The sequence below is a fragment of the Acidovorax sp. sif1233 genome (assembly GCF_019218755.1).
Taxonomy (GTDB): Bacteria; Pseudomonadota; Gammaproteobacteria; order Burkholderiales; family Burkholderiaceae_C; genus Acidovorax.
Genome location: NZ_JAHUWZ010000002.1, coordinates 849,061 through 874,538, shown reverse-complemented (window position 1 = coordinate 874,538; position 25,478 = coordinate 849,061). Strand labels below are relative to the sequence as shown.

The window sequence follows — 25,478 nt, the reverse complement described above, 5'->3', positions numbered from 1 at the left end:
ACCCTGGGGTTAACCCTGAAGCGGATATCAGGGTAATCCCTTGGCACCAACTTGGTTCCCCTTGCCCCAATGAAGTGCATCGAAAAAATCGATGACCTGAGCAAAATTTTTTGAATTTGCCAGCGCCTGCCGCCCCCCAACACAATCCGCCCAACGCCAGACAAATGGCATTTCCCACGACAAGGAAACACGGTGGATTCAGTTCAAGAAAAAGCGCTGGCGGTTTTTGGGTCCGAGGGCATCGACGACCCCGTCCATGTGCGCAGCGTGATCCGGCGAGGCGGCTGGGCATCACACACCAGCGGCCTGGCCCATGGCCGGGTGCAGGGCAACCTGGTGATCCTGCCTGAAGTGCAAGCGGGCGACTTCCTGCGCTTTTGCCAGCGCAACCCCAAGCCCTGCCCGGTGCTGGCGGTGAGCGAGCCCGGCCAGTTCGCGCTGCCCACGCTCGGGGGCGGCATCGACATCCGCAGCGATGTGCCGCAGTACCGCGTCTGGCGCCACGGCGAGCTCACGCAGGAGGTGCCAGACATCGCCGACCTGTGGCGCCCCGACCTCGTGACCTTCATCCTCGGCTGCTCGTTCTCGTTCGAGTCCGCGCTGCAGGAGGCCGGCATCAGCCTGCGCCACATCAACGAAGGCAAGAACGTGGCGATGTACCGCACGAACATTGCCACGCAGCCGGCAGGGCCCTTCGGGGGCGCCATGGTGGTCTCCATGCGGCCCATGCCTGCGGCCGACGTGATCCGTGCGGTGCAGGTCACATCGCGCTTTCCCAACGTGCATGGCGCGCCGGTGCACATCGGCGACCCTGCGCTCATCGGCATTGCGGACATCGCAGAACCCGACTACGGCGACGCCGTGCCGCTGATGCCCGGCGAGATCCCTGTCTTCTGGGCCTGCGGCGTCACGCCACAGTCCGCCATCCTGAACGCCCAGCCCGCGTTCTGCATCACCCATTCCCCAGGGTGCATGTTGGTCACCGACCTTCTCAATCACCACCTCGCCAGCTTTTAACCAAGGAGTTTCCCCATGAAGAAAATGATGTTCGGCCTGTGCGCCGCGGCCGCCGCATGCCTGGCCCATGCCGAGACCAGGTGGGACCTGCCCTCGGGCTATGCCGTCAACACCTTCCAGGTGCAGAACCTGCAGCAGTTCGTGCAGGACGTAGGCAAGGCCAGCGGCGGCAAGCTCAAGATCACGGTGCACCCCAACGCATCGCTGTTCAAGGCCAATGAAATCAAGCGCACCGTGCAGTCCGGGCAGGTGGCGATCGGCGAGTTCATCCTTTCCGGCGCTGCCAACGAGGCGGCGGTCTACGGTGTGGACTCCATTCCGTTCCTTGCCACGAGCTATGCGGACTCCAAGCGCCTGGACCAGTCCTCGCGCCCGCTGCTGGTCAAGACGCTGGGGGCACAGGGCATGAAGCTGCTCTACACCGTGCCATGGCCGGCGCAGAGCCTGTATTCGGTGAAGCCTGTCACGGCCCTCAAGGACCTCAAGGGCACCAAGATGCGGGCCTACAACCCGGCCACGTCGGCCATCGCCAACCTCATCGGCGCGCAGCCGGTGACGATCCAGCTGGCCGAGCTGTCGGCGGCGCTGGCCACGGGCACCGTGGACAACTTTCTCACCTCCAGCGCCAGCGGCGTGGACAGCAAGCTCTACGAAAGCGTGAAGTACTTCTACGGCGTGGCGGCCTGGCTGCCGCGCAATGCCGTGGTGGTGAACCAGAAGGCCTTCGACAGCCTGGACAAGGCCACGCAGGACGCGGTGCTGGCGCAGGCCGCGATTGCCGAGCAGCGCGGCTGGGCGCTGAGCGAGCAAAAGGACCAGGAGTACCTCAAGGAACTGGCCGCCAAGGGCATGCAGGTGGACGTGAGCGCCGAGAACCTCAAGAAGGAGCTCAAGACCGTGGGTGAGCGCATGACGGCCGACTGGATCAAGACCGCGGGCGATGACGGCAAGGCTGTCATCGATGCCTACAACGGCAAGAAGTGAGCAGGCCGCCATGTCCCTCATGCCTCCTACATCGGCCATTGCGGGCGATGCGCCCCCGGCCCTGGCCATGCCGCCGCACGTGCTGCGGCGCGCGCTGGACGGCGCGTACCTGGCCGCCGGCGCCGTCGGGGCTGCCTGCATCGCCGTCATCTGCGTGCTGATGGTGGTCCAGTCGCTCGGGCGCCAGTTCGGCTTTCCGACCGGCGCCATCAACGACGTGGTGGCCTGGCTGTGTGCCGCAGCGGCCTTCCTGACCATGGCCCATGCCTTCAAGCACGGCGATTTCGTGCGCGTGACGCTGGTGCTGGAGAAGCTGTCTCCCGCCACGCGCCGCAAGTACGAGGTGGCCTGCCTGACCGTCGCGGCCGTGGCCATCGGCTACCTCACCTGGTGGGCCTGTGTCTTCACCTACGAAAGCTGGCAGTTCAAGGAACTGGCCCAGGGCCTGTGGGCGATTCCCATCTGGATCCCGCAGATGAGCTTTGCGCTGGGCTCCGTGCTCTTTCTCGTCGCCGTGGTCGATGAGTGGTGGATCGTGGTGCAGGGCGGCGTGCCTACCTTTGTGCGGCTGGTGGAAGAGCGCCACGCCAAGGGCGACTTTTCTTCGGATCTTTAAGGAGCATCCCCATGGACATTCTTTCCATCGGCGCCTTCCTGTTGCTGCTCATGCTGCTCATGCTGTCCGGCGGTGTCTGGATCGCCATGACGCTGGCCATCTGCGGCTGGGTCGGCCAGGCCTTCTTCACCAGCAGCCAGCCCGGGCTGAACCTCTTTTCGGCCTTCTGGGAGAGCAACGCGAGCTGGGAGCTGGCGGCGCTTCCCCTGTTCATCTGGATGGGGGAGATCCTGTTTCGCACCCGGCTGAGCGAGGACATGTTCAGCGGCCTCGCCCCCTGGCTGAGCCGTGTGCCCGGCCGGCTGTTCCACACCACCATCCTGGGCTGCGGCATCTTCGGCTCGGTGTCGGGTTCGTCGGCGGCCACCTGCGCCACCATCGCCAAGGTCTCGCTGCCTGCGCTCAAGAAGCGCGGTTACAACGAGAGCATCGCGATCGGTTCGCTGGCCACGGCAGGCACGCTCGGTATCCTGATTCCGCCGTCCATCACCATGGTGGTGTACGCCGTGGCGGCCGATGCCTCCATCATCCGCATCTTCCTGGCGGGCTTCTTGCCCGGCTTGCTGCTGATGCTGCTGTTCTCGGGCTACATCGCCTGGTGGTCCGTGCGCAACAAGCAGCTCATGCCTGCCGACGAGCCGCCCACCACCTTCCGCGAAAAGCTGTATCTGTCGCGCAACCTGATTCCCTGTGCGCTGCTGATCGTGTTCATCTGCTGGTCCCTGGTGGCCGGCTGGGCGACGGCCACCGAGTGCGCGGCCTACGGTGTGGTGGGTGCCCTGGCACTGGCCGCATGGTGCAGGGCGCTGACCTGGCAGAACTTCAAGGAAGGCCTGGCGGGCTCGGCGCGCACCAGCTGCATGATCATGTTCATCCTGGCGGGCGCCGCGTTCCTCACCAAGACCATGGCCTTTACCGGCATACCGCGCGAGCTGGCCGAATGGGTCGATTCGATGCACCTGTCGCCCTACGCGCTGATCGCCTGCCTGGTGGGCGTGTACCTGGTGCTGGGCACCGCGCTCGACGGCATCAGCATGATCGTGCTGACCGCTGCGGTCGTGATGCCCATGGTCGAGAAGGCCGGGTTCGATCTCATCTGGTTCGGCATCTTCGTGATCCTGCTGGTCGAGATCGCCGAGGTCACGCCGCCCGTCGGGTTCAATCTCTTCGTGCTGCAGAACATGACCGGCAAGGACAGCAACCTGATCGCCAAGGCGGCCATACCGTTCTTCCTGTGCCTGGTGGTGTGCATCGGCCTGATCACGGTCTTCCCGCAGATCGTCACCATCGTCCCTGACCTCGTGATGGGCCAGCCGAAGTAGCAACCGCGGCCTGCGTCGGCCCGTTTTCCCCTGTGTCTGCCGGCCCCCGCGCCGGCCCCTCATCCCCCAACAGGAGCTTGCCATGAAGATGGTCTTGCTGGCCGCGCTCGCCGTGGCCCCGGCGCTGCACGCCCAGACACAGTGGAAGCTGGCCACCGGCTACCGGGTGGAGTCGTTCCACACGCGCAACATCGTCCAGTTTGCGCAGGATGTGGAGCGCGCATCCTCAGGCGCCCTGCGCATCGAGGTGCACGCCAACAACACGCTGGCCAGGCTGGCGGACATTCCGGCCGCAGTGCAGGGCGGCAAGGCCCAGGCGGGCGAGACCATCATGACCAGCCTGGTGGCAGACATGCCCATCGCCGGGGCCGATGCCGTGCCCTTCGTGGTGCACAGCTATGCCGATGCGCGCCGCCTGTGGGACCTGCAGCGGCCTCTGATCGACACGCACCTTGCGGCCAAGGGCATCAAGGCGCTGTACGCCGTGCCCTGGCCGCCGCAGGGGCTCCTGAGCGTTGCACCCGTGCGCTCATCGGCCGATTTCAAGGGCACCCGCATGCGCACGTACAACCCCGCCACGGTGCGCATCGCGCAAATGCTGGGCGCCACGCCGGTGGATGTGCCCATGGTCGACGTCAACAAGGCGCTGTCGGCGGGCAAGCTCGACTCCATGATCACCTCGGCCCTGACCGGGGTGGAAAACCAGGTCTGGGGCCAGATCCGGCAGTACTACGGCATCAACGCCTGGTTTCCCAAGAACATCGTTTTTGTCAACCAGCAGGCCTTCGATGCGCTGCCCGCCAGCGTGCGCGAGGCGGTGGTCCAGGCCGCCGCGCAGGCCGAGGCGCGCGGCTGGGCCCTGAGCGCGGCGGTGGCCGAAGAGTCGGTGGCCGAACTTCAGCGCAGGGGCATCAAGGTGGACCGCGCCCCTGCCGAGCTGGACTCCGAACTCCGGCGCCTGGGAGAACGCTTCTCCCGCGAGTGGGTGCAGTCCGTCGGCAATGAGGCCAACAAGATTTTCATTCCGTACTACTTTCAACGTTAACCAGTGAGTCTCATCACCATGCAAGTTCCCTCTACAGTGACCACCGCACCGGCTGGCAACCGCTGGCAGTTCTGGATCGACCGGGGCGGCACTTTCACCGACATCGTGGCCAGGCGGCCCGATGGGTCGCTCACCACCCACAAGCTGCTGTCCGAAAACCCCGAGCAGTACAAGGACGCGGCGGTGGCGGGCATACGGCACCTGCTGGGGCTGAAACCCGGCGAGCCGGTCACGTCAGCGCAAGTGGAGTGCGTGAAGATGGGCACCACGGTGGCCACCAACGCGCTGCTGGAGCGCAAGGGCGAGCCCACGCTGCTGGTCACCACGCGCGGCTTTCGCGACGCGCTGCGCATCGCGTACCAGAACCGCCCACGCCTCTTCGACCGCCACATCCAGCTGCCCGAGCTGCTGTACAGCGACGTGATCGAGGCCCGCGAGCGCATGGGCGCCCGGGGGGACGTGCTGCAGCTGCTGGATGAAGCCACGCTCCGGGGCGACCTGCTGGCCGCCTATGGGCGCGGCCTGCGCAGCGTGGCCATCGTGTTCATGCACGGCTACCGCTACGCGCAGCACGAAAAGGCGGCGCAGCGCATCGCCCTGTCGGTGGGGTTCACGCAGATCAGCACATCGCATGAAACCAGCCCCATGATGAAGTTCGTGAGCCGGGGCGACACCACGGTGGTGGATGCATACCTCTCGCCCATCCTGCGCCGCTACGTGGACCAGGTGGCCAGCGAGATGCCAGGGGTCAAGCTGTTCTTCATGCAGTCGTCGGGCGGCCTGACCGATGCGGGCACCTTCCAGGGCAAGGACGCGATCCTGTCCGGCCCGGCGGGCGGCATCGTGGGCATGGCGCGCACGGCGGGCCTGGCGGGGCACGAGAAGGTCATCGGCTTCGACATGGGCGGCACGTCCACCGACGTGAGCCACTACGCCGGTGCGTTCGAGCGCGAGTTCGAGACTCATGTGGCGGGTGTACGCATGCGCGCGCCCATGATGAGCATCCACACGGTGGCGGCCGGCGGCGGCTCGGTGCTGGCGTACGACGGCTCGCGGTTCCGCGTGGGCCCGGAGAGCGCGGGTGCCAACCCCGGCCCCGTCAGCTACCGCCGGGGTGGCCCGCTGGCCGTGACGGACGCGAACGTGATGGTCGGCAAGGTGCAGCCACGCTACTTCCCCAGCGTGTTCGGCCCGGCCGCCAATGAGACGCTGGACGCCGACGCGGTGCGCGAACGTTTTCAGGACATCGCCACGCAGACCCGGCGCAAGCCCGAGGAAGTGGCCGAAGGCTTCATCCAGATCGCCGTGCAGCAGATGGCCAACGCGATCAAGAAGATCAGCGTGGCGCGCGGCTACGACGTCACGCGCTACACGCTGCAATGCTTTGGCGGCGCGGGCGGCCAGCATGCTTGTTTGGTGGCCGATGCCCTGGGCATGACGCGGGTGTTCGTGCACCCGCTGGCGGGCGTGCTCAGTGCCTACGGCATGGGCCTGGCGGACCAGAACGTGATCCGCGAGCAGGCGGTGGAGATGCCACTGGCCGCCGAGGTGCTGCCTCTGATCGCCGAGCGCCTGGACACGCTGGGCTCTGCCGCCCAGGCCGAGCTGGAGCGCCAGCAGGTCAGTGCCAACCCGGTGCAGGTGCGCCACAACGTGCATGTGCGCTACGAAGGCACCGACTCCGCGCTGGTCGTGCCCTTTGGCGACATGGCGGCCATCCAGTCCGCCTTCGAAGCGGCGTACCGCCAGCGCTTTGCCTTCCTGATGGTGGGCAAGGGCCTGGTGGTGGAGGCCGTGTCGGTCGAGGCGGTGATCGCCGGCGATGCGCCCGCAGAGCCGCGCCTGCCGGTGCACGCCCACCGCAAGCACCCGCTGCGCGAAACGGTGAAGATGTATTCGGGCAGCGAGTGGCACGACGCAGCCCTGGTGGTGCGCGAGGACCTGCGCCCCGGCGACGTGGTCCCCGGCCCCGCGATCATTGCCGAGAAGAACACCACCACCGTGGTGGAGCCGGGCTGGTCGGCGCGCCTGACCGACCTGGACCACCTGGTGCTGGACCGCGTGACCGCGCGCAAGGTGCAGTACGCCGCCGGCACCACGGTGGACCCGGTGCTGCTGGAGGTGTTCAACAACCTGTTCATGAACATCGCCGAGCAGATGGGCCTGCAGCTGCAGAACACCGCGTACTCGGTGAACATCAAGGAGCGGCTGGACTTCAGCTGCGCGCTGTTCGATGCCACCGGCAACCTGATCGCCAACGCGCCGCACATGCCGGTGCACCTGGGTTCGATGGGCGAGAGCATCAAGACCGTGATCCGCGAGAACACCGGCAAGATGCACCCCGGCGATGTGTTCATGCTCAACGACCCCTACCATGGCGGCACCCATCTGCCCGATGTGACGGTGATCACGCCGGTGTACGTGGCCGAAGGCGCGGAGCCCACGTTCTACGTCGGCAGCCGGGGCCACCATGCGGACATCGGCGGCACCACGCCGGGCTCCATGCCGCCGTTTTCCACGCGCATCGACGAAGAGGGCGTGCAGATCAACAACGTGAAGCTGGTGGACCGCGGCATCTTCCTGGAAGAGGAGGTGCGCACCCTGCTGGCCACGGGCGGCGGCACCACGGCGTACCCGAGCCGCAACCCAGAGCAGAACCTGGCCGACCTGCGCGCGCAGATCGCGGCCAACGAAAAGGGCGTGCAGGAGCTCGCGAAGATGGTGGAGCAGTTCGGCCTTCCCGTCGTGCAGGCCTACATGCGCCATGTGCAGGACAACGCCGAAGAATCGGTGCGCCGCGTGATCACGCAGCTCAAGGACGGGCAGTTCACCCTGCCGCTCGACAACGGCGCGCAGATCAGCGTATCGGTCAAGGTCAACGTGGCCGAGCGCAGCGCGGTGATCGACTTCGCGGGCACCAGCGCGCAGCAGACCAACAACTTCAACGCGCCGCGTGCGGTGTGCATGGCCGCGGTGCTGTACGTGTTCCGCACGCTGGTGGACGACGACATTCCGCTCAACGCCGGGTGCTTGAAGCCCTTGCAGGTCCTCATCCCGCAGGGCTCCATGCTCAACCCCAACCCGCCGGCCTCGGTGGTGGCGGGCAATGTGGAGACGTCCACCTGCATCACCAATGCGCTGTTCGGCGCCTTGGGCGTGATGGCGGGCAGCCAGCCCACCATGAACAACTTCACCTTTGGCAACGCGCAGTACCAGTACTACGAAACCATCGCCGGCGGCAGCGGCGCGGGCGCGGTGTTCGATGCCTCGGGCCGCACGGTGCGCGGGTTCGACGGCACCAGCGTGGTCCAGACCCACATGACCAACTCGCGCCTGACCGACCCCGAGGTGCTGGAGTTCCGCTTCCCGGTGGTACTCGACAGCTACGAGATCCAGCGCGGGTCCGGCGGCGCCGGGCGCTGGGCCGGCGGCGATGGCGGCGTGCGGCGCGTGCGCTTTCTGCAGGCCATGACCGCCAGCATCCTGTCCAACGGCCGGCTCAATCCCGCCTTTGGCATGGCAGGCGGCCAGCCGGGCCGTGCCGGGTCCAACCGGGTGCTGCGCGCCAATGGCCAGGTTGAGGAACTGGGCCACATCGGCGCCGCGCTCATGGAGCCGGGCGATGTGTTCGAGATCTCCACGCCCGGCGGCGGCGGCTATGGGGAATGTGCGGCGCATTGAGCCGGGGCAGGAACGCCGCGGCCAGGGGCAGGCACGGCGCTTGCGTTCCTGCACGCCAGCCGCCCCCGTGGGGCGCATGTTGAACCAGGGAAGGGATTTTCATGAGCTATCTGCCTGCCACCACCGCGTCGGCATTGCCCGCCCAGGCAAGGGCTTCGCCACGGGCCCAGGCGTCGGCGCGCACCGCCGACGGCGGCGGCACCGCGGCGCCCCCCCGGCGGCGCAACCTGAGCGTGGGCCAGAAGCTCGCCACCAGCTTTGGCCTGCTGGGCTGCGCGGTGGCCCTGCTGGGTGCGATGACCTGGATGACAGGCGAGGGCACCCGCCGCCAGGCCGCTCTGCTTGCGGGTGAGCAGCTGCCCATCGAGCGCTCGGTGCGCGACTGGAAGACGCAGTCCGTCACCATCGGCCAGATCGCGCTGCGCGCCACGGTGTCGTCCGACGTTTTCCCCCTGGTGGCCGAGCTGCGCAAGCAGCTGGCGGATGAAGACGCCATGCGCGGGCGCATCGAGGCGGCGCTGGCCGGTGCTTCCACCGCCGAGCACACCAAGCCCCTGTGGGCGGCGGCCCAGGCGCAGCGCCAGCAGTACGCGGCACTGCGCGACACGCTGGTGCAGAACGCCCTGGAGTCCAAGGTGATCAGCCAGAAGGAGCTGCAGGACCATGCCGCAGCGCTCACGCGCTACCTGCAGGCGATCGACCTGTTGCTCGATGCGTCGGAGCAGTCATCGCTGGCGGCGGCCGACACCATGGTCGCCGACGCATTGCGCGCGCAATGGATCAGCGCCATCGCCGTGCTGGTGGTGGTGGGCCTGTCGGGGTTGTTCGGGTGGCTGCTGCGGCGCTCCATCGTGCTGCCGCTGCGCCAGGCGTGCGAGGCCGCCGCGCAGGTGGCGAACGGCGATCTCACGGTGCACCTGGAGACCCGCCGCACGGACGAGATCGGGCAGTTGCTCACCGCGCTCAACGCCATGGTCGAGTCCTTGCACTATGTGGTGACCGAGGTGCGCGATGCGGGCGATTCCATCCACGTGGCCAGCTCCGAGGTGGCGGCGGGCAACACCGACCTGAGCGCGCGCACCGAGCATGCGGCCAGCAGCCTGCAGCAGACGGCGGCGAGCATTGCCCAGCTGGCGCAGATGGTGGCGGCCAATGCCGACAGCACCGGTCAGGCCCATGCGCTGGCGCGCAATGCCAAGGGGGTGGCCAGCAAAGGTGGCGAGGTGGTCGGCCAGGTGGTCACGACGATGGAAGAGATCAATGCCAGCAGCCAGAAGATCGCCGACATCGTGGGCATCATCGACGGCATCGCGTTCCAGACCAACATCCTGGCGTTGAACGCGGCGGTGGAGGCGGCCCGTGCCGGTGAGCAGGGCCGCGGATTCGCCGTGGTGGCCAGCGAGGTGCGGGGCCTGGCCGGGCGCAGCGCCAACGCGGCGCGCGAGATCAAGGCGCTGATCGCCGACAGCGTGGACAAGGTGAGCGACGGCGCGAGGCTGGTGGTGACCGCGGGCTCCACCATGGACGACATCGTCCGCAGCGTGGAGCGCGTGACTGCGCTGATGTCCGAGATCAACGAGGCCAGCACCGAACAGAGCACGCAGATCGGCCAGGTGAGCCAGGCGGTGGACCAGCTCGACCACATGACGCAGCAGAACGCCGCGCTGGTGGAAGAGGGCGCGGCGGCCGCGCAGAGCCTCCAGGACCAGGCGCACCGGCTGGCGCAGGCCATGGGGCAGTTCCAGCTCGTTCGTGCAGCGGTTTGAGTTTGGAAAATCCAATAAAAAAAGGCCTGCAGCGCAGGCCCATCAAGCGCAAGGCGCTATGATTTTTATAGCTACATGCCCGAGTAGTTGGGGCCGCCGCCGCCCTCGGGCGTGACCCACACGATGTTCTGCGTCGGGTCCTTGATGTCGCAGGTCTTGCAGTGCACGCAGTTCTGCGCGTTGATCTGCAGGCGCTGCGCATCGCCGCCCTTGGCGGTGTCGGGCACGAACTCGTACACACCCGCCGGGCAGTAGCGGGCCTCGGGGCCGGCGTACTTGGCCAGGTTGATGTTGACCGGCACGCTCGCATCCTTGAGCGTCAGGTGGGCGGGCTGGTTTTCTTCGTGGTTGGTGTTGCTGATGAAGACGCTGGAGAGGCGATCGAAGGTCAGCTTGCCGTCGGGCTTGGGGTAGACGATGGGCTTGCACTCGGCCGCGGGCTTCAAGTAGGCATGGTCGGGCTTGTCGCGGTGCAGCGTCCAGGGGATGTGGCCGCGCAGCACGAACTGCTCGAAACCGTTCATCAGCGTGGCCGTGGTCAGGCCGTACTTGAACCAGTTCTTGAAGTTGCGGTCCTTGTTCAGCTCGGTGTAGAGCCAGCTGGCCTCGAATGCCTCGGGGTAGGCCTTGAGTTCGTCGTGCTGGCGGCCGGCCACGATGGCGTCGTAGGCAGCCTCCGCGGCCAGCATGCCGGTCTTGATGGCGGCGTGGCTGCCCTTGATGCGGCCCACGTTCAGGTAGCCCGCGTTGCAGCCCACGAGCGCGCCGCCCGGGAAGATGGTCTTGGGCAGGGCGTTGATGCCGCTGGCGTTGATGGCGCGCGCGCCATACGACAGGCGCTTGGCGGTGATCTCGCCCTTGTCGTTCTCGAAGTAGTAGCGGACGTTCGGGTGCGTCTTCCAGCGCTGGAATTCCTCGAACGGGCTGAGGTAGGGGTTCTGGTAGCCCAGGCCGGTCACGAAACCGAGCGCGACCTTGTTGTCGTCCAGGTGGTACAGGAACGCGCCGCCGTAGGTGTCGTTCTCCATGGGCCAGCCGGCGGTGTGCATCACGAAGCCGGGCTGGTGCTTCTTGGGGTCGATCTCCCACAGCTCCTTCACGCCGATGCCGAAGCTTTGCGGGTCGCGGTCTGCGTCCAGCTTGTAGCGCGCGATCAGCTGGCGGCCCAGGTGGCCGCGTGCGCCTTCGGCGAACACGGTGTACTTGCCCAGCAGTTCCATGCCCAGCTGGAAGTTCTCGGTGGGCTCGCCGTCCTTGCCGACACCCATGTTGCCGGTGGCCACGCCCTTGACGGAACCGTTGTCGTTGTAGAGCACCTCGGCGGCCGCGAAGCCGGGGAAGATCTCCACGCCCAGCGCCTCGGCCTGCTCGGCCATCCACTTGGTCACGTCGCCCAGGCGAACGATGTAGTTACCGTGGTTCTGCGCGAACGGCGGCAGGAAGACGTTGGGGACACGAAAGCCCGACTTTTCCGACAGGAAGATGTAGGCGTCATCGGTCACCGGCTGGTTCAGCGGGGCGCCGCGTTTTTTCCAGTCGGGGATCAGCTCGGAGAGCGCCTTGGGGTCCATGATGGCGCCCGAGAGGATGTGCGCGCCGGGCTCGGAGCCTTTTTCCAGCACCACCACCGAGACATCCTGGCCTTTTTCAGCGGCCAGCTGCTTCAGGCGGATCGCGGTGGCCAGGCCGCCGGGGCCGCCGCCAACGACCACCACGTCGTATTCCATCGATTCACGGGGACCATACTGGGCGATGATTTCTTCGTTTGTCATGGGCTTCTCGTCGGGCGTTTGATAATGGGCTATTTTCTACAGAGCAGGGTGCAATGCCCTGTCTGGCTGGCGACTGATTGTATTCACGGAATAGAGACAATCGAACGACCGTTCTATTTTGATCAGTGGGGAAACTCTAAATGGCTTACAGCATCGACTTGTCCGGCCGCGTGGCCTTCATCACGGGCGCCTCCAGCGGCCTGGGCGCGCAGTTCGCCCGCACGCTGGCCCGCGCCGGCGCCGGGGTGGTGCTGGCCAGCCGCCGGGTCGAAAAGCTCAAGGAACTGCGCGCACGCATCGAAGGCGAGGGCGGCGATGCCCATGTGATCGAACTCGACGTGACGGACCATGCCTCGATCAAGTCCGCCGTGGCGCATGCCGAGACGGAGATGGGCTCCATCGACATCCTCGTGAACAACTCGGGCGTGAGCACCACGCAGCGCATCCAGGACGTGACGCCCGAGGACTACGACTTCATCTTCGACACCAACGTGAAGGGTGCGTTCTTCGTCGCGCAGGAGGTGGGCAAGCGCATGCTGGCCCGCTCGCGCGGCGCCGCGCCAGGCAGCTTCACGGGCGGGCGCATCATCAACATCGCCTCGATGGCCGGACTCAAGGTGCTGCCGCAGATCGGCGCCTACTGCATGAGCAAGGCCGCCGTGGTGCAGATGACCAAGGCCATGGCCATGGAGTGGGGCAAGTTCGGCATCAACGTGAACGCCATCTGCCCCGGCTACATCGACACCGAGATCAACCACCACCACTGGAACACCGAGCAGGGCAAGAAGCTCATCGACATGCTGCCCCGCAAGCGCGTGGGAAACGCGCAAGACCTGGACGCGCTGCTGGTGATGCTGGCCAGCGACCAGAGCCATTTCATCAACGGCGCGGTCATTGCGGCGGACGACGGTTTTGCGGTATAGGTTCCCCCTGAGTCGCTGCGCGCCTTCTCCCTGAGGGAGACGCCACCCTGCGGTCTGGCAGGGCCAGTTCCACGGTGGCACGGGTGTTGGGTGGGGCGCGCCAGCTGCGTAGGCCGTGATCGTGCAAACAACTGAGTCAACGATGAAGATCGAAATCCCTGAGGTCAAGAAACTCGTCCATGAAATGCGCTTTCCCGTGCGCTGGGGCGACATGGACGCCATGGGCCATGTGAACAACACCGTGTATTTCCGCTACCTGGAAACGGCGCGCATCGACTGGATGGTGTCCGTGGGCTGCAACCCCGACCCGCGCGGGCAGGGCCCGGTGATCGTCAACGCCTTCTGCAACTTCTACCGCCAGCTCGAATACCCGGCCGACGTGCTGCTCAAGCTCTATGTGAGCGATCCGGGCCGCACCACGTTCGAGACCTGGGGCACGATGGAGCGGGCGGACCAGCCGGGCGTGGTCTGCGCCGCGGGCGGCGCCACGACGATCTGGGTGGATTTTCCGCAGCAGAAGGCCACGGAACTGCCTGACTGGATGCGGGCGCTGGTCAGCTGAGGCGGTGGCGGACGGCCCGCGGGCTCAATCGGCCGGCAGCGCGATGCAGTGGGCCAGCGGCACGCCGCGCTCCTGCGCTGCGCCCAGCAGCAGCACCCGCCGCAACTCGGGCAGGTAGCGGACCGCGGTCTGTGGCGCGCTGTAGCCATTGGTGTCGGACAGGCTTTCCTGCATGCGCAGCATCCGGCCCGTTGGCCGGTGTTCGATGGCCAGGGTGCGCACGCCCGTATAGAAAGTGCTGTCGATGCGGCCTTCGGTGCCGAAGAAGCCGCCGCCCACGCGGGCCTTGCGGTGCGTGCCCTGGAACGTGGTGGCGATGCGCAGCTGGCCGTCGCGGCTGGTGCAACTGCCCTCGAATGCGGCCGCGCAGTCCATGGGCAGCGGGTTCTGCCGCACCATGACGGGCTGCACGGCCGGTGCCCGCAGCGCTGCGACGGGCACCGGTTCCAGGTGGGCGCAGTCCGTATCAGGCACCACCTTCCATGCCGTGGCGCCGGGGGAGTCCGCGATCTGCAGCCGTGGTATGCCCACGCCCGCGCCCAGGTAGTAGGCCGGTGCCGCGTCCCCGCTGCGGTAGAGCGTGGACGACAGCAGCGGCGACAGCGCGCCGGGGGGCACGGCCAAGGGCAGTGGGTGCACGGTCAGCGTTCCGGCGGGAGGCCCGAACCCGGCGCACCGCGCCGCACCCGCCGTGAAGGCGAGCGCCAGCAGCAAGACCCCGGGCGCGGCGCGCATGGCGTCAGGCGGCCGGCTTGGCCTTGGGCACGCGGCCCATCAGGTAGAACTCGGGATTGGGCAGCATGCCCGCGAAGCTGGCCATGCGGTTGGACAGGCCGAAGAACGCGGTGATGGCCGCGATGTCCCAGATGTCCTCGTCGTCGAAGCCGTGGGCGTGCAGCGCGGCGAAGTCGGCATCCTCGATCTCGTGCGAGCGTTCGCAGACCTTCATCGCGAAGTCGAGCATGGCGCGCTGGCGCGGCGTGATGTCGGCCTTGCGGTGGTTGACCGCCACCTGGTCGGCCAGGAAAGGCTTCTTTTCGTAGATGCGCAGGATGGCGCCATGCGCCACCACGCAGTACAGGCACTGGTTGGCGGCGCTGGTGGTGGTGACGATCATCTCGCGCTCGCCCTTGGTGAGGCTGCCTTCTTCCTTGAGCATGAGCGCATCGTGGTACGCAAAAAACGCGCGCCACTCGGCCGGGCGCCGGGCAAACGCCAGGAACACGTTGGGGATGAAGCCAGCCTTCTCCTGCACTTCGAGGATGCGGACGCGGATGTCTTCGGGCAGGCTGTCGAGCGAGGGCACAGGGTAGCGGGTCACAGGGGTCTCCTTGTCGATTTTTCAGTAGGTGGCAGGCATCAGTATCCGGGATTCAGGGATGCCACTGCGTGGCGCGCACGGGGCTTTGCGCGGGCGCTGCCGTGTTGCCCGCCAGCGCATACGACAGCTGCGTCGCGGCGCCGATCACCGTCTGGGCCAGGGCTTCGAGCTTTTCGGCCGGCAGGCGCGATGCGGGGCCGGAGATGCACACCGAGCCCATCAGGCGCCAGTGCATGCCGAACACCGGCGCCGACACCGTGGCCACGCCTTGCTCGCGTTCGCCGATGGACCAGTGGTAGCCCTTCCTGCGGATGTCTTCATAGGCCTTGCCTGGCTCGCCCGAGAACGCCAGGATCACGCGGCCCGGCGAGCCCTTGTCGAGCGGCAGGCCTTCGCCCATGCGGGCGTGGTGGCGCAGCGCCTGGGGGCCCTCCACGCGCACCAGGCAGGTCCGCACGTTCCCCTCGCGCACGTAGAAGGCCGCGCTTTCGCCCGTGGCGTGGGTCAGCTCGCGCAGCGCGGGCTCCAGCACGTTCTGCACGTCAAAGCCCGCCTGGTAGCGCGCGCCCAGCCAGCCCGCGGCCGGGCCCAGGCGCCAGTCGCCGTCCTCGCGCTGCACCATGAAGCCGGACTGTGCCAGCGTGCGCGCCAGGCGCAGCACCGTGGTCTTGTGCAGGCCGCAGCGGCGGCTCAGCTCGGCCAGCGGCAGGCTGGACTCGCCCAGGGCAAAGGCCTCCAGCACCTGCAGGGCCCGGGTGACGGCGATGACGCCCCCGGAGGGCTCGGCCTCGCCTGCGGAGGCCGGTGCGGCAGGCTGGGGCGCGCGGGGCAGCGGAGGGTGTGCGGGCTGGCGGGGGCTGTTGCTCATGGTGCCATTCGTTTCACTGTATGCAACTGCATTGTATGGGTTGAAACGTCTGCGTAAAGTCGCGGCCACGGCGCCGGGCCCTTGCAGGTTCTGCGGACCGGCGTGAAGCACCACCATAAACGGAGACAAATCCATGCCAGCTTTTTCATCGCTTTCGCGTGCCGTCGGCGCGCACCTGTGCCATGCGGCGCTGGGCCTTGCCGCCCTGGCCGCACCCGCAGGCGCAGCCCTGGCGCAGGCCACCTACCCGAACAAGCCCATCCGCCTGATCGTGCCGTTCCCGCCCGGCGGCGGCACCGACATGATCGCGCGCACCGTGGCGCAAAAGCTCACGGACCAGAACAAGTGGAACGTGATCGTGGACAACCGCCCCGGCGCGGGCGGCAACCTGGGCGTGGACGCCGTGGCCAAGTCGGCCCCCGACGGCTACACGCTGGTCATGGGCCAGACCAGCAACCTGGCCATCAACCCCACGCTGTACCCCAAGCTGCCCTACGACCCCATCAAGGACCTGGTGCCCGTGGCACTGGTGTCGTCGTCGCCCATCGTGATCGCCGCGCCGGCCAATTCGCCCTACAAGACCTTTGCCGACGTGGTGGCTGCGTCCAAGGGCAAGCCCGACGCGCTCACGCTGGGCTACTCGGGCAACGGCACGGTGGCCCACCTGGCCGGCGAGCTGGCCGAGAACGCGGCGGGCATCAAGCTGCGCCACATCCCCTACAAGGGCGCGGCCCAGGCCATGACCGACCTGGTGGGCGGGCAGATCGACCTGTACATGTCCTCCGTGCCCACGCTGCTGGGCCAGGTGCGCAACGGCAAGCTCAAGGTGCTGGCCATCACGTCGGCCAAGCGCTCGTCGCAATTGCCGGATGTGCCCACGCTGGCCGAGTCCGGCTACAAGGGCTTCGAGGCCGTGACCTGGTTCGGCATCCTGGCGCCCGCCGGCACGCCCGCACCCATCGTGGCGCAGCTGAACAAGGCGATCAACCAGGCGCTGCAGCACGCCGAAGTGGCCGACAAGCTGCGCTCCGAAGGTGGCGACGTGCTGGGCGGCCCGGCCGATCAGTTCGGCCAGCTGCTGCGCACCGAAGTGCCGCGCTGGGGCAAGATCGTCAAGGACTCGGGCGCCAGCCTGGACTGATTTAGGGCATTGCCTTCAACAGGCCCGTCTCCTTGGGGAGCCTTGCCGTGTACCGCACTGCCTGCGGCTCCCCGCCCAGCGATCCGTTGAAATGCCAAGCGCGCCCCACGCCCGGGCCCCACACGTCGCCCGTCCATCTTTTTCCAACCGCATTGCCTGCAGCCGCTCCACGTCCGCGGTCGCGCTGCGGCATGGGCATTGCGCAGCTGACGCCGTGCCACCGCCGCAGCCGCGCAGGCCCCACCGTTTTCCGTGCTCTCTACAAGGAATTCACCATGAGCCAACCCCCCGACATCATCCGTGACATCGACCGCGTGAGCGCCGAGGTCGTGCACAAAGCCGCGACCTTCCAGGCCGCCATCCTGGCCGACGTGGCGGGCCGCCGCGGCACGATGCATGGCCGCGTGGCCCCGGTGCACCAGGGCATGCAGGTGGCCGGCCCGGCCTTCACCGTGGAAGTGCGCCCCGGCGACAACCTCATGATCCACGCCGCCATCGCGCTGGCCCAGCCGGGCGACGTGCTGGTGATAGACGGCAAGGGCGACCTGACCGCCGCCCTCATGGGCACGCTGATGCTCAGCGCCTGCAAGAAGCGCGGCCTGGCCGGCGTGATCGTGGACGCGGCCATCCGCGACAAGCTCGAGATCCTGGAACTGGACTTCCCCGTGTTCAGCGCGGGCTTCAATCCCGCCGGGCCCACCAAGTACGTGCCCGGCCGCATCAACCACCCCATCTCTGCCGGCGGCGCCACGGTGAACCCCGGCGACCTGGTGGTGGGCGATGCCGACGGCGTGGTCGTGATCGAGCGCGCCAAGGCCCCCGGCATGATGGCCCTGGCCGACAAGAAGGTCGCCGACGAGGCCGCCCGCATCGACGCCATCGCCCGCGGCGACACGGCCTCGAAGTGGCTGCCCGCCGCGCTGCGTGCGGCGGGTGTCCTCCAGGAAGGGGAATCGCTGTGAGCACCAACCCCACCATCATCGTCACGGGCGCCGACCTGGCGCAGCAGGCGCTCGGTCTGCTCACCGGCTACGACATCGTCTACGCCGGCAAGACGCCGACCGAAGACGACCTGGTCGCCCTGGCCAGGCAACACGACCCCGTGGCCATCATCGTGCGCTACGGCAAGGTGGGCCCGGCCGTGATGGACGCGGCGCCTTCGCTCAAGGTGATCTCCAAACACGGCAGCGGCACCGACACCATCGACAAGGTGGCGGCCCAGGCGCGGGGCATCGAGGTAGTGGCCGCCGTGGGCGCCAACGCCGCAGCCGTGGCCGAGCAGGCGCTGGCGCTGCTGCTGGCCTGTGCCAAGTCAGTGGTGCAGCTGGATGCGCGCATGCACGCCGGCCACTGGGACAAGGCCACGCACAAGAGCCTGGAGCTCTACGGCCGCACGGTGGGCCTGGTGGGCCTGGGCGCCATCGGCCTGCGCTTTGCGAAGATGGCCGATGCGTTGGGCATGCGCGTGATCGGTTTCGACCCGTTCGCCAAGAACCTGCCCGACTACGTGCAGAGCGTTCCGCTCGAAACGATCTGGCGCGAGGCCGATGCCGTGTCCCTGCACTGCCCGCTGACCGACGAGAACCGCGGCATGCTGAACGCCGCCACGCTCGCACAGTGCAAGCGCGGCGTGATCGTGGTGAACACCGCCCGCGGCGGCCTCATCGACGAAGCCGCGCTGCTGGCGGCCGTGCGCTCGGGCCAGGTGATGGCGGCGGGCCTGGACAGTTTTGCGGTGGAGCCCATGGTGGCCGGCCACCCGTTCCAGGGCGAGAAGAATTTCATCCTCAGCCCGCACATCGGCGGCGTGACGAGCGACGCCTACGTGAACATGGGCGTGGGTGCGGCCCAGAACCTGCTCGCCGTGCTGGCCCGTGAGGCGGCAGCCGCCCCAGCCGCGTAGCCAGGGCGGGGGACATGCTCGTGAGCACAATTTCCAAGCAAAAATGGCCTCTAGCGCTTACCTGCAAAGCGCTGGAAGCTACGCTATTGATAGCGCCTGCAGCGTGCCTGGCGCAGGCTGGCGACTACCCATCCAAGCCCGTGAAGCTACCGGCCTTTGTGGTTTGATAAATATTGACTATCAATCGAATTCAATCGATTCAATTTACGTGTCATGGATTGCTTCCTACCATTGGTCTCGCCAAGTGCCTGAACCGCTTACACAAGGAGAGACCCATGACGACAGAAGCCCAATGCCCTTTCGACCACGGTAAGGTCGCCGCGCCCAAGGGCCGTGGCAACGCGGACTGGTGGCCCAACCAGCTCAACCTGCGCCCGCTCAACCAGAGCTCTCCGCTCGTCGACCCCATGGGCGACGGCTTCAACTACGCCGAAGAATTCAAGAGCCTGGACCTGGCCGCCGTGAAGGCCGACCTGCACGCGCTGATGACCGACTCGCAGGACTGGTGGCCGGCCGACTTCGGCCACTATGGCCCGCTGTTCATTCGCATGGCCTGGCACAGCGCCGGCACCTATCGCCTGGCCGACGGCCGCGGTGGCGCGGGGGCCGGGCAGCAGCGTTTTGCGCCGCTCAACAGCTGGCCCGACAACGCCAACCTGGACAAGGCGCGGCGCCTCCTGTGGCCCATCAAGCAGAAGTATGGCCGCAAGATCTCCTGGGCCGACCTGATGATCCTCACCGGCAATGTGGCGCTCGAGTCCATGGGCTTCAAGACCTTCGGCTTCGGCGGCGGCCGCCCCGACGTGTGGGAACCCGATGAAAACGTCTACTGGGGCGCAGAGACCACCTGGCTGGGCGGCGACAAGCGCTACAGCGGCGAGCGCGACCTGGCCAAGCCCCTGGCCGCCGTGCAGATGGGCCTGATCTACGTGAACCCCGAGGGTCCCAACGGCAACCCCGACCCCATCGCGGCGGCGCGCGACATCCGCGACACCTTTGCCCGCATGGCCATGGACGATGAAGAGACCGTGGCGCTGATCGCCGGCGGCCACACCTTCGGCAAGACCCACGGTGCGGGCGACGCGGCCCTGGTGGGCAAGGAGCCTGAAGGCGGCGGCATCGAGGACCAGGGCTTCGGCTGGATCAGCAAGCACGGCAGCGGCTTTGGCGGCGACGCCATCACCAGCGGCCTGGAAGTGACGTGGACCACCACGCCCACGCAATGGAGCAACAACTTCTTCGAGAACCTGTTCGGCTTCGAGTGGGAACTGACCAAGAGCCCGGCTGGCGCGCACCAGTGGACGGCCAAGGGCGCCGAGGCGACGATTCCCGATGCGCACGATCCCTCGAAGAAGCGCGTGCCCACCATGCTCACCACCGACCTGTCGCTGCGCTTCGATCCGGCCTACGAGAAGATCTCGCGCCGCTTCCTCGCGCACCCCGAGCAGTTCGCCGACGCGTTTGCGCGCGCCTGGTTCAAGCTCACGCACCGGGACATGGGCCCGCGCGTGCGCTACCTCGGCCCTGAGGTACCGGCCGAAGTGCTGATCTGGCAGGACCCGATTCCCGAGGTGGACCATGCCCTGGTGGACGACCAGGACGTGACCGTGCTCAAGGCCAAGATCCTGGCGTCGGGCCTGTCGGTTGCGGAGCTGGTGTCCACCGCCTGGGCCTCGGCCTCCACCTACCGCGGTGGCGACAAGCGCGGCGGGGCCAACGGTGCCCGTGTGCGCCTGGCACCGCAGAAGGACTGGGAAGTGAACCAGCCTGCGCAACTGGCCAAGGTGCTGGGCCAGCTCGAAGCGATCCAGCAGGACTTCAATGCCGCGCAGAGCGGCGGCAAGAAGGTCTCGCTGGCCGACCTGATCGTGCTGGGCGGTGCTGCGGCCATCGAGTCGGCCGCCCGCAGTGCAGGCCAGGAAGTGGTCGTGCCTTTCACGCCAGGCCGCATGGACGCCTCACAGGAGCAGACCAATGTGCCTTCGTTCGAGGTCATGGAGCCGCTGGCCGATGGCTTTCGCAACTATGTGCGCCCCGGCCTCGAAGGCGCGGTGGCCGAGCTGCTGATCGACCGCGCCAACCAGCTCACGCTGACCGGCCCCGAGATGACCGTGCTGGTGGGCGGCCTGCGCGCCCTGGGCGCCAATGCAGGGCAGGGCGGGCACGGCGTGTTCACGCAGCGTCCCGGTGTGCTCACGAACGATTTCTTCGTGAACCTGCTGGACATGCGCACCCGGTGGCAGAAATCGGCCTCCGAGGCCGGCGTGCTGGAGGGCGTGGACCGTGCGAGTGGCGCTCCGAAGTGGACGGGCACGGTGGCCGACCTCGTGTTCGGCTCCAACTCGCAGCTGCGCGCGCTGGCCGAGGTGTATGGCAGCAGCGATGCGCAGGCGGTGTTCGTGCAGGACTTCGTGAAGGCATGGACCAAGGTCATGAACCTGGACCGCTTTGATCTCGCGCCCGCGGCACATCCAGCACAGGCCTGAGCCCCCGGACTGACGACGTCACCGGCCTGGCCTCCTTGGGGCAGGGCGCTGGTGGCGTTGTGCTTTTCGGGCGGGCAGGGCGGCTACCATGGCGGCCCCAAACCGAACCGGAGAGCCCGCATGACGCAACCCCCATCCTCCAAGGATTTCGACAAAGGCCTGGCCACGCGCAAGCAGGTCATGGGCGAGGACTTCGTGGCCAATGCCTTTGGCAATGCCACGGAGTTCACCCAGCCGATCCAGGAGTTCATTACCCGCAATGCCTGGGGCGATGTCTGGCAGCGCCCGGGGCTGGACATGAAGACGCGCAGCCTGATCACCGTGGCGTTCCTCACCGCGCTGGGCAAGCAGCACGAGCTCAAGGGCCATGTGCGCGGTGCACTCAACAACGGCGCCACGGCGGCCGAGATCCAGGAGGTGCTGCTGCATGCCAGCATCTACTGCGGACTGCCCACCGCCGTGGAGGCTTTCCGCACGGCCGCGGACGTGATCGACGGGCCGAAAAAATAAGGCTTCAGCCCGCCAGGAGCTTGTGCACGAGATCGGCTGCGGTCGACGCGTTGTACTTGCGCATGAGGCGGGCGCGGTAGATCTCCACCGTGCGGTGGCTGATCTCCAGCGTGCGGCCGATCTCCTTGGAGGTCAGGCCTTCCAGCAGGCGTGCCGCCACTTCGCGTTCGCGGCCTGTCAGCTCCGCTTTCACGGGGCGCTGGGAACTCAGGTCCTCGAAGCTCCAGATGCCCGATTCATGCGGTGCATTGCGATTGAGCGCGCGCCCCGATACATGGCACCAGAAGACCTCGCCGTTGGCGCGCTTCATGATGCGGTTGTCGGCGTAGTGGCCCTTGGCGTTCAGGATGGGCTCCATGTGGGCGCCCAGGCGCTCATACTCGTCGGCGCTCGGATAAAGTACCTGGAAGGACTGGCCGATCAGCACCTCGCGCGAGGCACCGAACATCTCGCAGACCTGCCGATTGCAATCGACCATGGTGCGGTTGCGTGACAGCACCAGGCCCACGGGAGCCATGTCGAAAGCGAGCCGGTAATCAACGTCCATAGTGCAAATCTTTAGGGGATACTACTTATTCGGGTACGTAGTATCGTAGCGCATCCAAAATTCACAAGGAGATCGTGGTGAACAAGATATTCCCCTCCGCGGCCGAGGCCCTTCGGGGTGTGGTTGCAGACGGCCAGCTCATGGCTGTGGGCGGTTTCGGGTTGTGTGGCATTCCGGAGGCGCTGATCGATGCGCTGCGCGATTCGGGTGCCAAGAATCTCACCGTGATCTCCAACAATGCGGGCGTCGACGGCTTTGGCCTGGGCAAGCTGCTCGAGACCCGCCAGATCAAGAAAATGATCTCTTCGTACGTGGGCGAGAACAAGGAGTTCGAACGCCAGTACCTCGCGGGCGAACTGGAACTGGAGTTCACGCCCCAGGGCACGCTGGCCGAGAAGCTGCGCGCCGGCGGCGCGGGCATTCCGGCCTTCTTCACCAAGACCGGCGTGGGCACCATCGTTGCGGACGGCAAGGAGCTGCGCGAGTTCGACGGCGAAACCTATGTGATGGAGCGCTCCCTGGTACCCGAGGTGTCGCTTATCAAGGCGGATGTGGCGGACAAGTCCGGCAACCTGCGCTTCAACCTCACCGCGCGCAACTTCAATCCCGCCGCGGCCACGGCCGGCAAGGTCTGCATCGTGGAGGTGGAGCGCATCGTGGAAACGGGCGAGCTTGCGCCCGATGACGTCCATCTGCCCGGCATCTACGTGCACCGGATCGTGCTCAACGCCAACCCTGAAAAGCGCATTGAAAAACGCACCATCACCGAGAAAGCAGGAGCCTGACCATGTCGTGGACCCAAGACCAGATGGCCGCACGCGCGGCGCAAGAACTTGAAGACGGCTTCTATGTGAACCTGGGGATCGGCATCCCCACGCTGGTGGCCAATTTCACGGGCGACAAGGAAGTGTGGCTGCAGTCCGAGAACGGCATGCTGGGCATCGGCCCTTTCCCTACCGACGACAAGGTGGACCCCGACCTCATCAATGCCGGCAAGCAGACCGTCACCACGATCAAGGGCTCGTCGATCTTTGGCAGCGACCAGTCGTTCGCCATGATCCGCGGCGGCAAGATCAACCTGTCGATCCTGGGTGCCATGCAGGTCAGCGAGAAGGGCGACCTGGCCAACTGGATGATCCCTGGCAAGATGGTCAAGGGCATGGGCGGCGCCATGGACCTGGTGGCTGGCGTCAAGCGCGTGATCGTGCTCATGGAGCATGTGGCCAAGAAGAAGGACGGCACTGAAGACCTCAAAATCCTGCCCCAGTGCACGCTGCCCCTGACGGGCGTGGGCGTGGTCGACCGCATCATCACCGACCTGGCCGTGCTGGACGTGACCCCCGAAGGCCTCAAAGTCATTGAACTGGCACCCGGCGTCACCTTCGAAGCCCTGCAGGGCAAGACGGGCGTGACGCTGCTGCCGTAAGGCGTTGCTTCATGCGCCGCCGCATGCGGCGGCGGGTTGACCCTTCAGGCATGCAAGACAAAAAGGCCGGAGCCCTTCACGGGGCTCCGGCCTTTTGCGTGGCGGCTGCGGTGCGCCTGCACCGCATGGCGGTGGCCTTTTACATCGCGCCGATTTCACCAGCGGGGATCTGGCCGGTGCGCACGGCTTCGGCAGCCTGGGCACGCACGGCGGCACGGTCGGCCGTGGACTTGTAGGTCACCACGCGCGAACCTGCGGGCTCGATGGAGCGGGTCTGTGCCACGGTGGCGGCTTCGGCGGCCACTTCGGCGCGCGTGCGGTTGGTGTCGAACTTGGTGGCGAACTGCGAAGCATCGGCCTCGTCGGCCTGGGCACCGAAAGAAGCGAAAGCAGCCACGGCGGCGATGGAGAGGAAGCGGGCGGTCTTGTTCATGATGAAATCCTTCAGGAAGAAAAAAGCGTCTCAGAAAAACCGGGACAAAAACCATTTCTGAACCGGGTTCGGTGAGTCGCCTTGCGGGTTCGGCTCATCGATGGGTTGAACTGTACGCCTGGGGTATCCAAAGAAAAACCATCTGGTCGCGAACTAACTGTTCCAGTTTTGGCAACAGTTGACGGGCGCATGGCGGCACACGCCGCGTCCTGCGCCGGGGCAACAAAAAAGGGCCCGTGGGCGTCTGGCGACCACAGGCCCTCCGGTTTCAGGGATTCATCTCACGCCGCTGTGTAGAGCTCCCAGGCCTCGGATGCGCTCGCGCCGCGGTGGATCATCGCCATCAGTGCGTTGACCACCGCCGACGGGTTGGCGTGCTGGTACACGTTGCGCCCGTAGACCATGCCCACGGCCCCCTGGTCCAGCAGCACGCGCGAGCGCGCGAACACCTGCTGCAGGTCTTCGCGGCCGCCGCCGCGCACCAGCACCGGGCAGCGCGCTGCCTGCACAACGCGGTGGAATTCGGCGGGGTCGGTGGTGGGGTCGGCCTTCACGATGTCGGCCCCCATCTCGCGCGCCAGGCGCACCAGGGTCACGATCTTCTCGGCGTCGCCATCGACCATGTAGCCGCCTTGCTCGCTGTGCGGGCGCATCACCAGCGGCTCGATCATCAGCGGCATGCCGTAGCGGTCGCAGTCGGCGCGCACGCGCGCGATGTTCTGCACGCACTGGCGAAACAGGTCGGGTTCATTGGGCAGCATGAACAGGTTGACCACCACGCAGGCGGCATCGCGCTGCACGGCCGGCAGCACCGGGTCGTGCTCGTTCTGCAGCACGGCCCACATCACGCGGTGGGCGGTGGCGTTGTAGGGGTTGCCCATGTCGATGCGCATCACCAGCGCCGGCTTGCTGCGGCCCGGGCGGTCCTGCAGCAGGTCGGCCTGGCCGTAGTTGAGCTGGATGGCGTCGGGCGCGGCGGCCACGAGCTTGTCCATCACGCCGGGCATGTCCTCCAGCCCGTTGAGGAACGAGGGTTCGTTGCACACGCCGTGGTCCAGGGCGATGTCCAGGCAGCGCCCGTGGGTCAGCAGGCGGTTCAGGCGTGCGGTCTTGTCCTTCGACATACGAAGAGGTCCTTGGTTGGTGGGAGTAAGA

At 66.9% G+C, this 25,478-nt stretch carries 23 protein-coding genes; 16 read left to right on the top strand and 7 right to left on the bottom strand.

Annotated features, from left to right (window positions below):
• The first annotated feature begins 216 nt into the window (after positions 1 to 216).
• From KW843_RS11410 to KW843_RS11380, 7 genes are all read left to right on the top strand, one after another.
• Entirely contained in the window at positions 217 to 1,017 is an 801-nt protein-coding gene (locus KW843_RS11410) for a putative hydro-lyase (RefSeq protein WP_255594713.1), read from the top strand.
• Between the two features lie 15 nt (positions 1,018 to 1,032).
• Entirely contained in the window at positions 1,033 to 2,001 is a 969-nt protein-coding gene (locus KW843_RS11405; RefSeq protein ID WP_218295216.1) for a TRAP transporter substrate-binding protein, read from the top strand.
• A 67-nt stretch (positions 2,002 to 2,068) separates the two neighbouring features.
• Positions 2,069 to 2,617, top strand: a complete 549-nt coding sequence (locus KW843_RS11400) for a TRAP transporter small permease subunit (RefSeq protein WP_218295339.1) — start codon at positions 2,069 to 2,071, stop codon at positions 2,615 to 2,617.
• 11 nt (positions 2,618 to 2,628) lie between these two features.
• Positions 2,629 to 3,939 carry a TRAP transporter large permease gene (locus KW843_RS11395; protein ID WP_218295215.1) on the top strand — a complete coding sequence of 437 codons (1,311 nt, stop codon included), beginning with the start codon at positions 2,629 to 2,631 and terminating at the stop codon, positions 3,937 to 3,939.
• Positions 3,940 to 4,021: 82 nt separating this feature from the next.
• Complete coding sequence (locus KW843_RS11390) at positions 4,022 to 4,984, top strand: TRAP transporter substrate-binding protein (RefSeq protein WP_218295214.1); 963 nt, start codon at positions 4,022 to 4,024, stop codon at positions 4,982 to 4,984.
• Positions 4,985 to 5,002: 18 nt separating this feature from the next.
• Entirely contained in the window at positions 5,003 to 8,665 is a 3,663-nt protein-coding gene (locus KW843_RS11385) for a hydantoinase B/oxoprolinase family protein (RefSeq protein WP_218295213.1), read from the top strand.
• Between the two features lie 101 nt (positions 8,666 to 8,766).
• On the top strand, positions 8,767 to 10,431 hold the full coding sequence (locus KW843_RS11380; RefSeq protein ID WP_218295212.1) for a methyl-accepting chemotaxis protein: 1,665 nt from the start codon (positions 8,767 to 8,769) through the stop codon (positions 10,429 to 10,431).
• Positions 10,432 to 10,502: 71 nt separating this feature from the next.
• Here KW843_RS11380 and KW843_RS11375 read toward each other — a convergent pair whose 3' ends face one another.
• The gene (locus KW843_RS11375) at positions 10,503 to 12,203 is read right to left on the bottom strand and encodes an electron transfer flavoprotein-ubiquinone oxidoreductase (protein WP_218295211.1); all 1,701 of its coding nucleotides are present in this window, start codon (positions 12,201 to 12,203) and stop codon (positions 10,503 to 10,505) included.
• 140 nt (positions 12,204 to 12,343) lie between these two features.
• Between KW843_RS11375 and KW843_RS11370 the strand changes: the two genes are divergently transcribed.
• A complete protein-coding gene (locus KW843_RS11370; RefSeq protein ID WP_218295210.1) occupies positions 12,344 to 13,126 on the top strand; it encodes an SDR family oxidoreductase in 783 nt (260 codons plus the stop codon).
• Between the two features lie 142 nt (positions 13,127 to 13,268).
• A complete protein-coding gene (locus KW843_RS11365; protein ID WP_218295209.1) occupies positions 13,269 to 13,688 on the top strand; it encodes a thioesterase family protein in 420 nt (139 codons plus the stop codon).
• A 24-nt stretch (positions 13,689 to 13,712) separates the two neighbouring features.
• Here the strand turns inward: KW843_RS11365 and KW843_RS11360 are convergent, their stop codons facing one another.
• The 3 genes from KW843_RS11360 to KW843_RS11350 are packed head-to-tail and all read right to left on the bottom strand — an operon-like array spanning position 13,713 to position 15,877.
• Entirely contained in the window at positions 13,713 to 14,423 is a 711-nt protein-coding gene (locus KW843_RS11360; protein ID WP_218295208.1) for a hypothetical protein, read from the bottom strand.
• A 4-nt stretch (positions 14,424 to 14,427) separates the two neighbouring features.
• Positions 14,428 to 15,009, bottom strand: a complete 582-nt coding sequence (locus tag KW843_RS11355) for a peroxidase-related enzyme (RefSeq protein ID WP_218295207.1) — start codon at positions 15,007 to 15,009, stop codon at positions 14,428 to 14,430.
• 52 nt (positions 15,010 to 15,061) lie between these two features.
• Positions 15,062 to 15,877 carry an IclR family transcriptional regulator gene (locus tag KW843_RS11350; protein WP_255594671.1) on the bottom strand — a complete coding sequence of 272 codons (816 nt, stop codon included), beginning with the start codon at positions 15,875 to 15,877 and terminating at the stop codon, positions 15,062 to 15,064.
• A 133-nt stretch (positions 15,878 to 16,010) separates the two neighbouring features.
• On the opposite strand from KW843_RS11350, the gene KW843_RS11345 reads away from it, so the two are divergent.
• The 5 genes from KW843_RS11345 (at position 16,011) to KW843_RS11325 (ending at position 21,917) form a co-directional block, all read left to right on the top strand.
• Complete coding sequence (locus KW843_RS11345) at positions 16,011 to 17,018, top strand: tripartite tricarboxylate transporter substrate binding protein (protein ID WP_218295206.1); 1,008 nt, start codon at positions 16,011 to 16,013, stop codon at positions 17,016 to 17,018.
• Positions 17,019 to 17,293: 275 nt separating this feature from the next.
• Positions 17,294 to 17,980: an RraA family protein gene (locus tag KW843_RS11340; protein WP_218295205.1), complete on the top strand. Its 687-nt coding sequence runs from the start codon at positions 17,294 to 17,296 to the stop codon at positions 17,978 to 17,980.
• Positions 17,977 to 18,921: an NAD(P)-dependent oxidoreductase gene (locus tag KW843_RS11335; RefSeq protein WP_218295204.1), complete on the top strand. Its 945-nt coding sequence runs from the start codon at positions 17,977 to 17,979 to the stop codon at positions 18,919 to 18,921. The genes KW843_RS11340 and KW843_RS11335 overlap by 4 nt, the downstream gene beginning before the upstream one ends.
• A 275-nt stretch (positions 18,922 to 19,196) precedes the next feature.
• A complete protein-coding gene (gene katG, locus KW843_RS11330) occupies positions 19,197 to 21,407 on the top strand; it encodes a catalase/peroxidase HPI (RefSeq protein ID WP_218295203.1) in 2,211 nt (736 codons plus the stop codon).
• Positions 21,408 to 21,527: 120 nt separating this feature from the next.
• The gene (locus tag KW843_RS11325; protein WP_218295202.1) at positions 21,528 to 21,917 is read left to right on the top strand and encodes a carboxymuconolactone decarboxylase family protein; all 390 of its coding nucleotides are present in this window, start codon (positions 21,528 to 21,530) and stop codon (positions 21,915 to 21,917) included.
• Positions 21,918 to 21,921: 4 nt separating this feature from the next.
• On the opposite strand, the gene KW843_RS11320 is transcribed toward KW843_RS11325, so the two are convergent.
• Entirely contained in the window at positions 21,922 to 22,464 is a 543-nt protein-coding gene (locus KW843_RS11320) for a PAS and helix-turn-helix domain-containing protein (protein WP_218295201.1), read from the bottom strand.
• Positions 22,465 to 22,541: 77 nt separating this feature from the next.
• On the opposite strand from KW843_RS11320, the gene KW843_RS11315 reads away from it, so the two are divergent.
• Both KW843_RS11315 and KW843_RS11310 read left to right on the top strand, forming a co-directional pair.
• On the top strand, positions 22,542 to 23,249 hold the full coding sequence (locus KW843_RS11315; RefSeq protein WP_218295200.1) for a CoA transferase subunit A: 708 nt from the start codon (positions 22,542 to 22,544) through the stop codon (positions 23,247 to 23,249).
• 2 nt (positions 23,250 to 23,251) lie between these two features.
• Positions 23,252 to 23,890: a 3-oxoacid CoA-transferase subunit B gene (locus KW843_RS11310; protein WP_218295199.1), complete on the top strand. Its 639-nt coding sequence runs from the start codon at positions 23,252 to 23,254 to the stop codon at positions 23,888 to 23,890.
• A gap of 139 nt (positions 23,891 to 24,029) precedes the next feature.
• On the opposite strand, the gene KW843_RS11305 is transcribed toward KW843_RS11310, so the two are convergent.
• Together KW843_RS11305 and KW843_RS11300 are read right to left on the bottom strand one after the other, a co-directional pair.
• Entirely contained in the window at positions 24,030 to 24,323 is a 294-nt protein-coding gene (locus tag KW843_RS11305; RefSeq protein ID WP_218295198.1) for a DUF4148 domain-containing protein, read from the bottom strand.
• A 281-nt stretch (positions 24,324 to 24,604) separates the two neighbouring features.
• Positions 24,605 to 25,447: a class I fructose-bisphosphate aldolase gene (locus tag KW843_RS11300; protein WP_218295197.1), complete on the bottom strand. Its 843-nt coding sequence runs from the start codon at positions 25,445 to 25,447 to the stop codon at positions 24,605 to 24,607.
• Positions 25,448 to 25,478 lie beyond the last annotated feature (31 nt).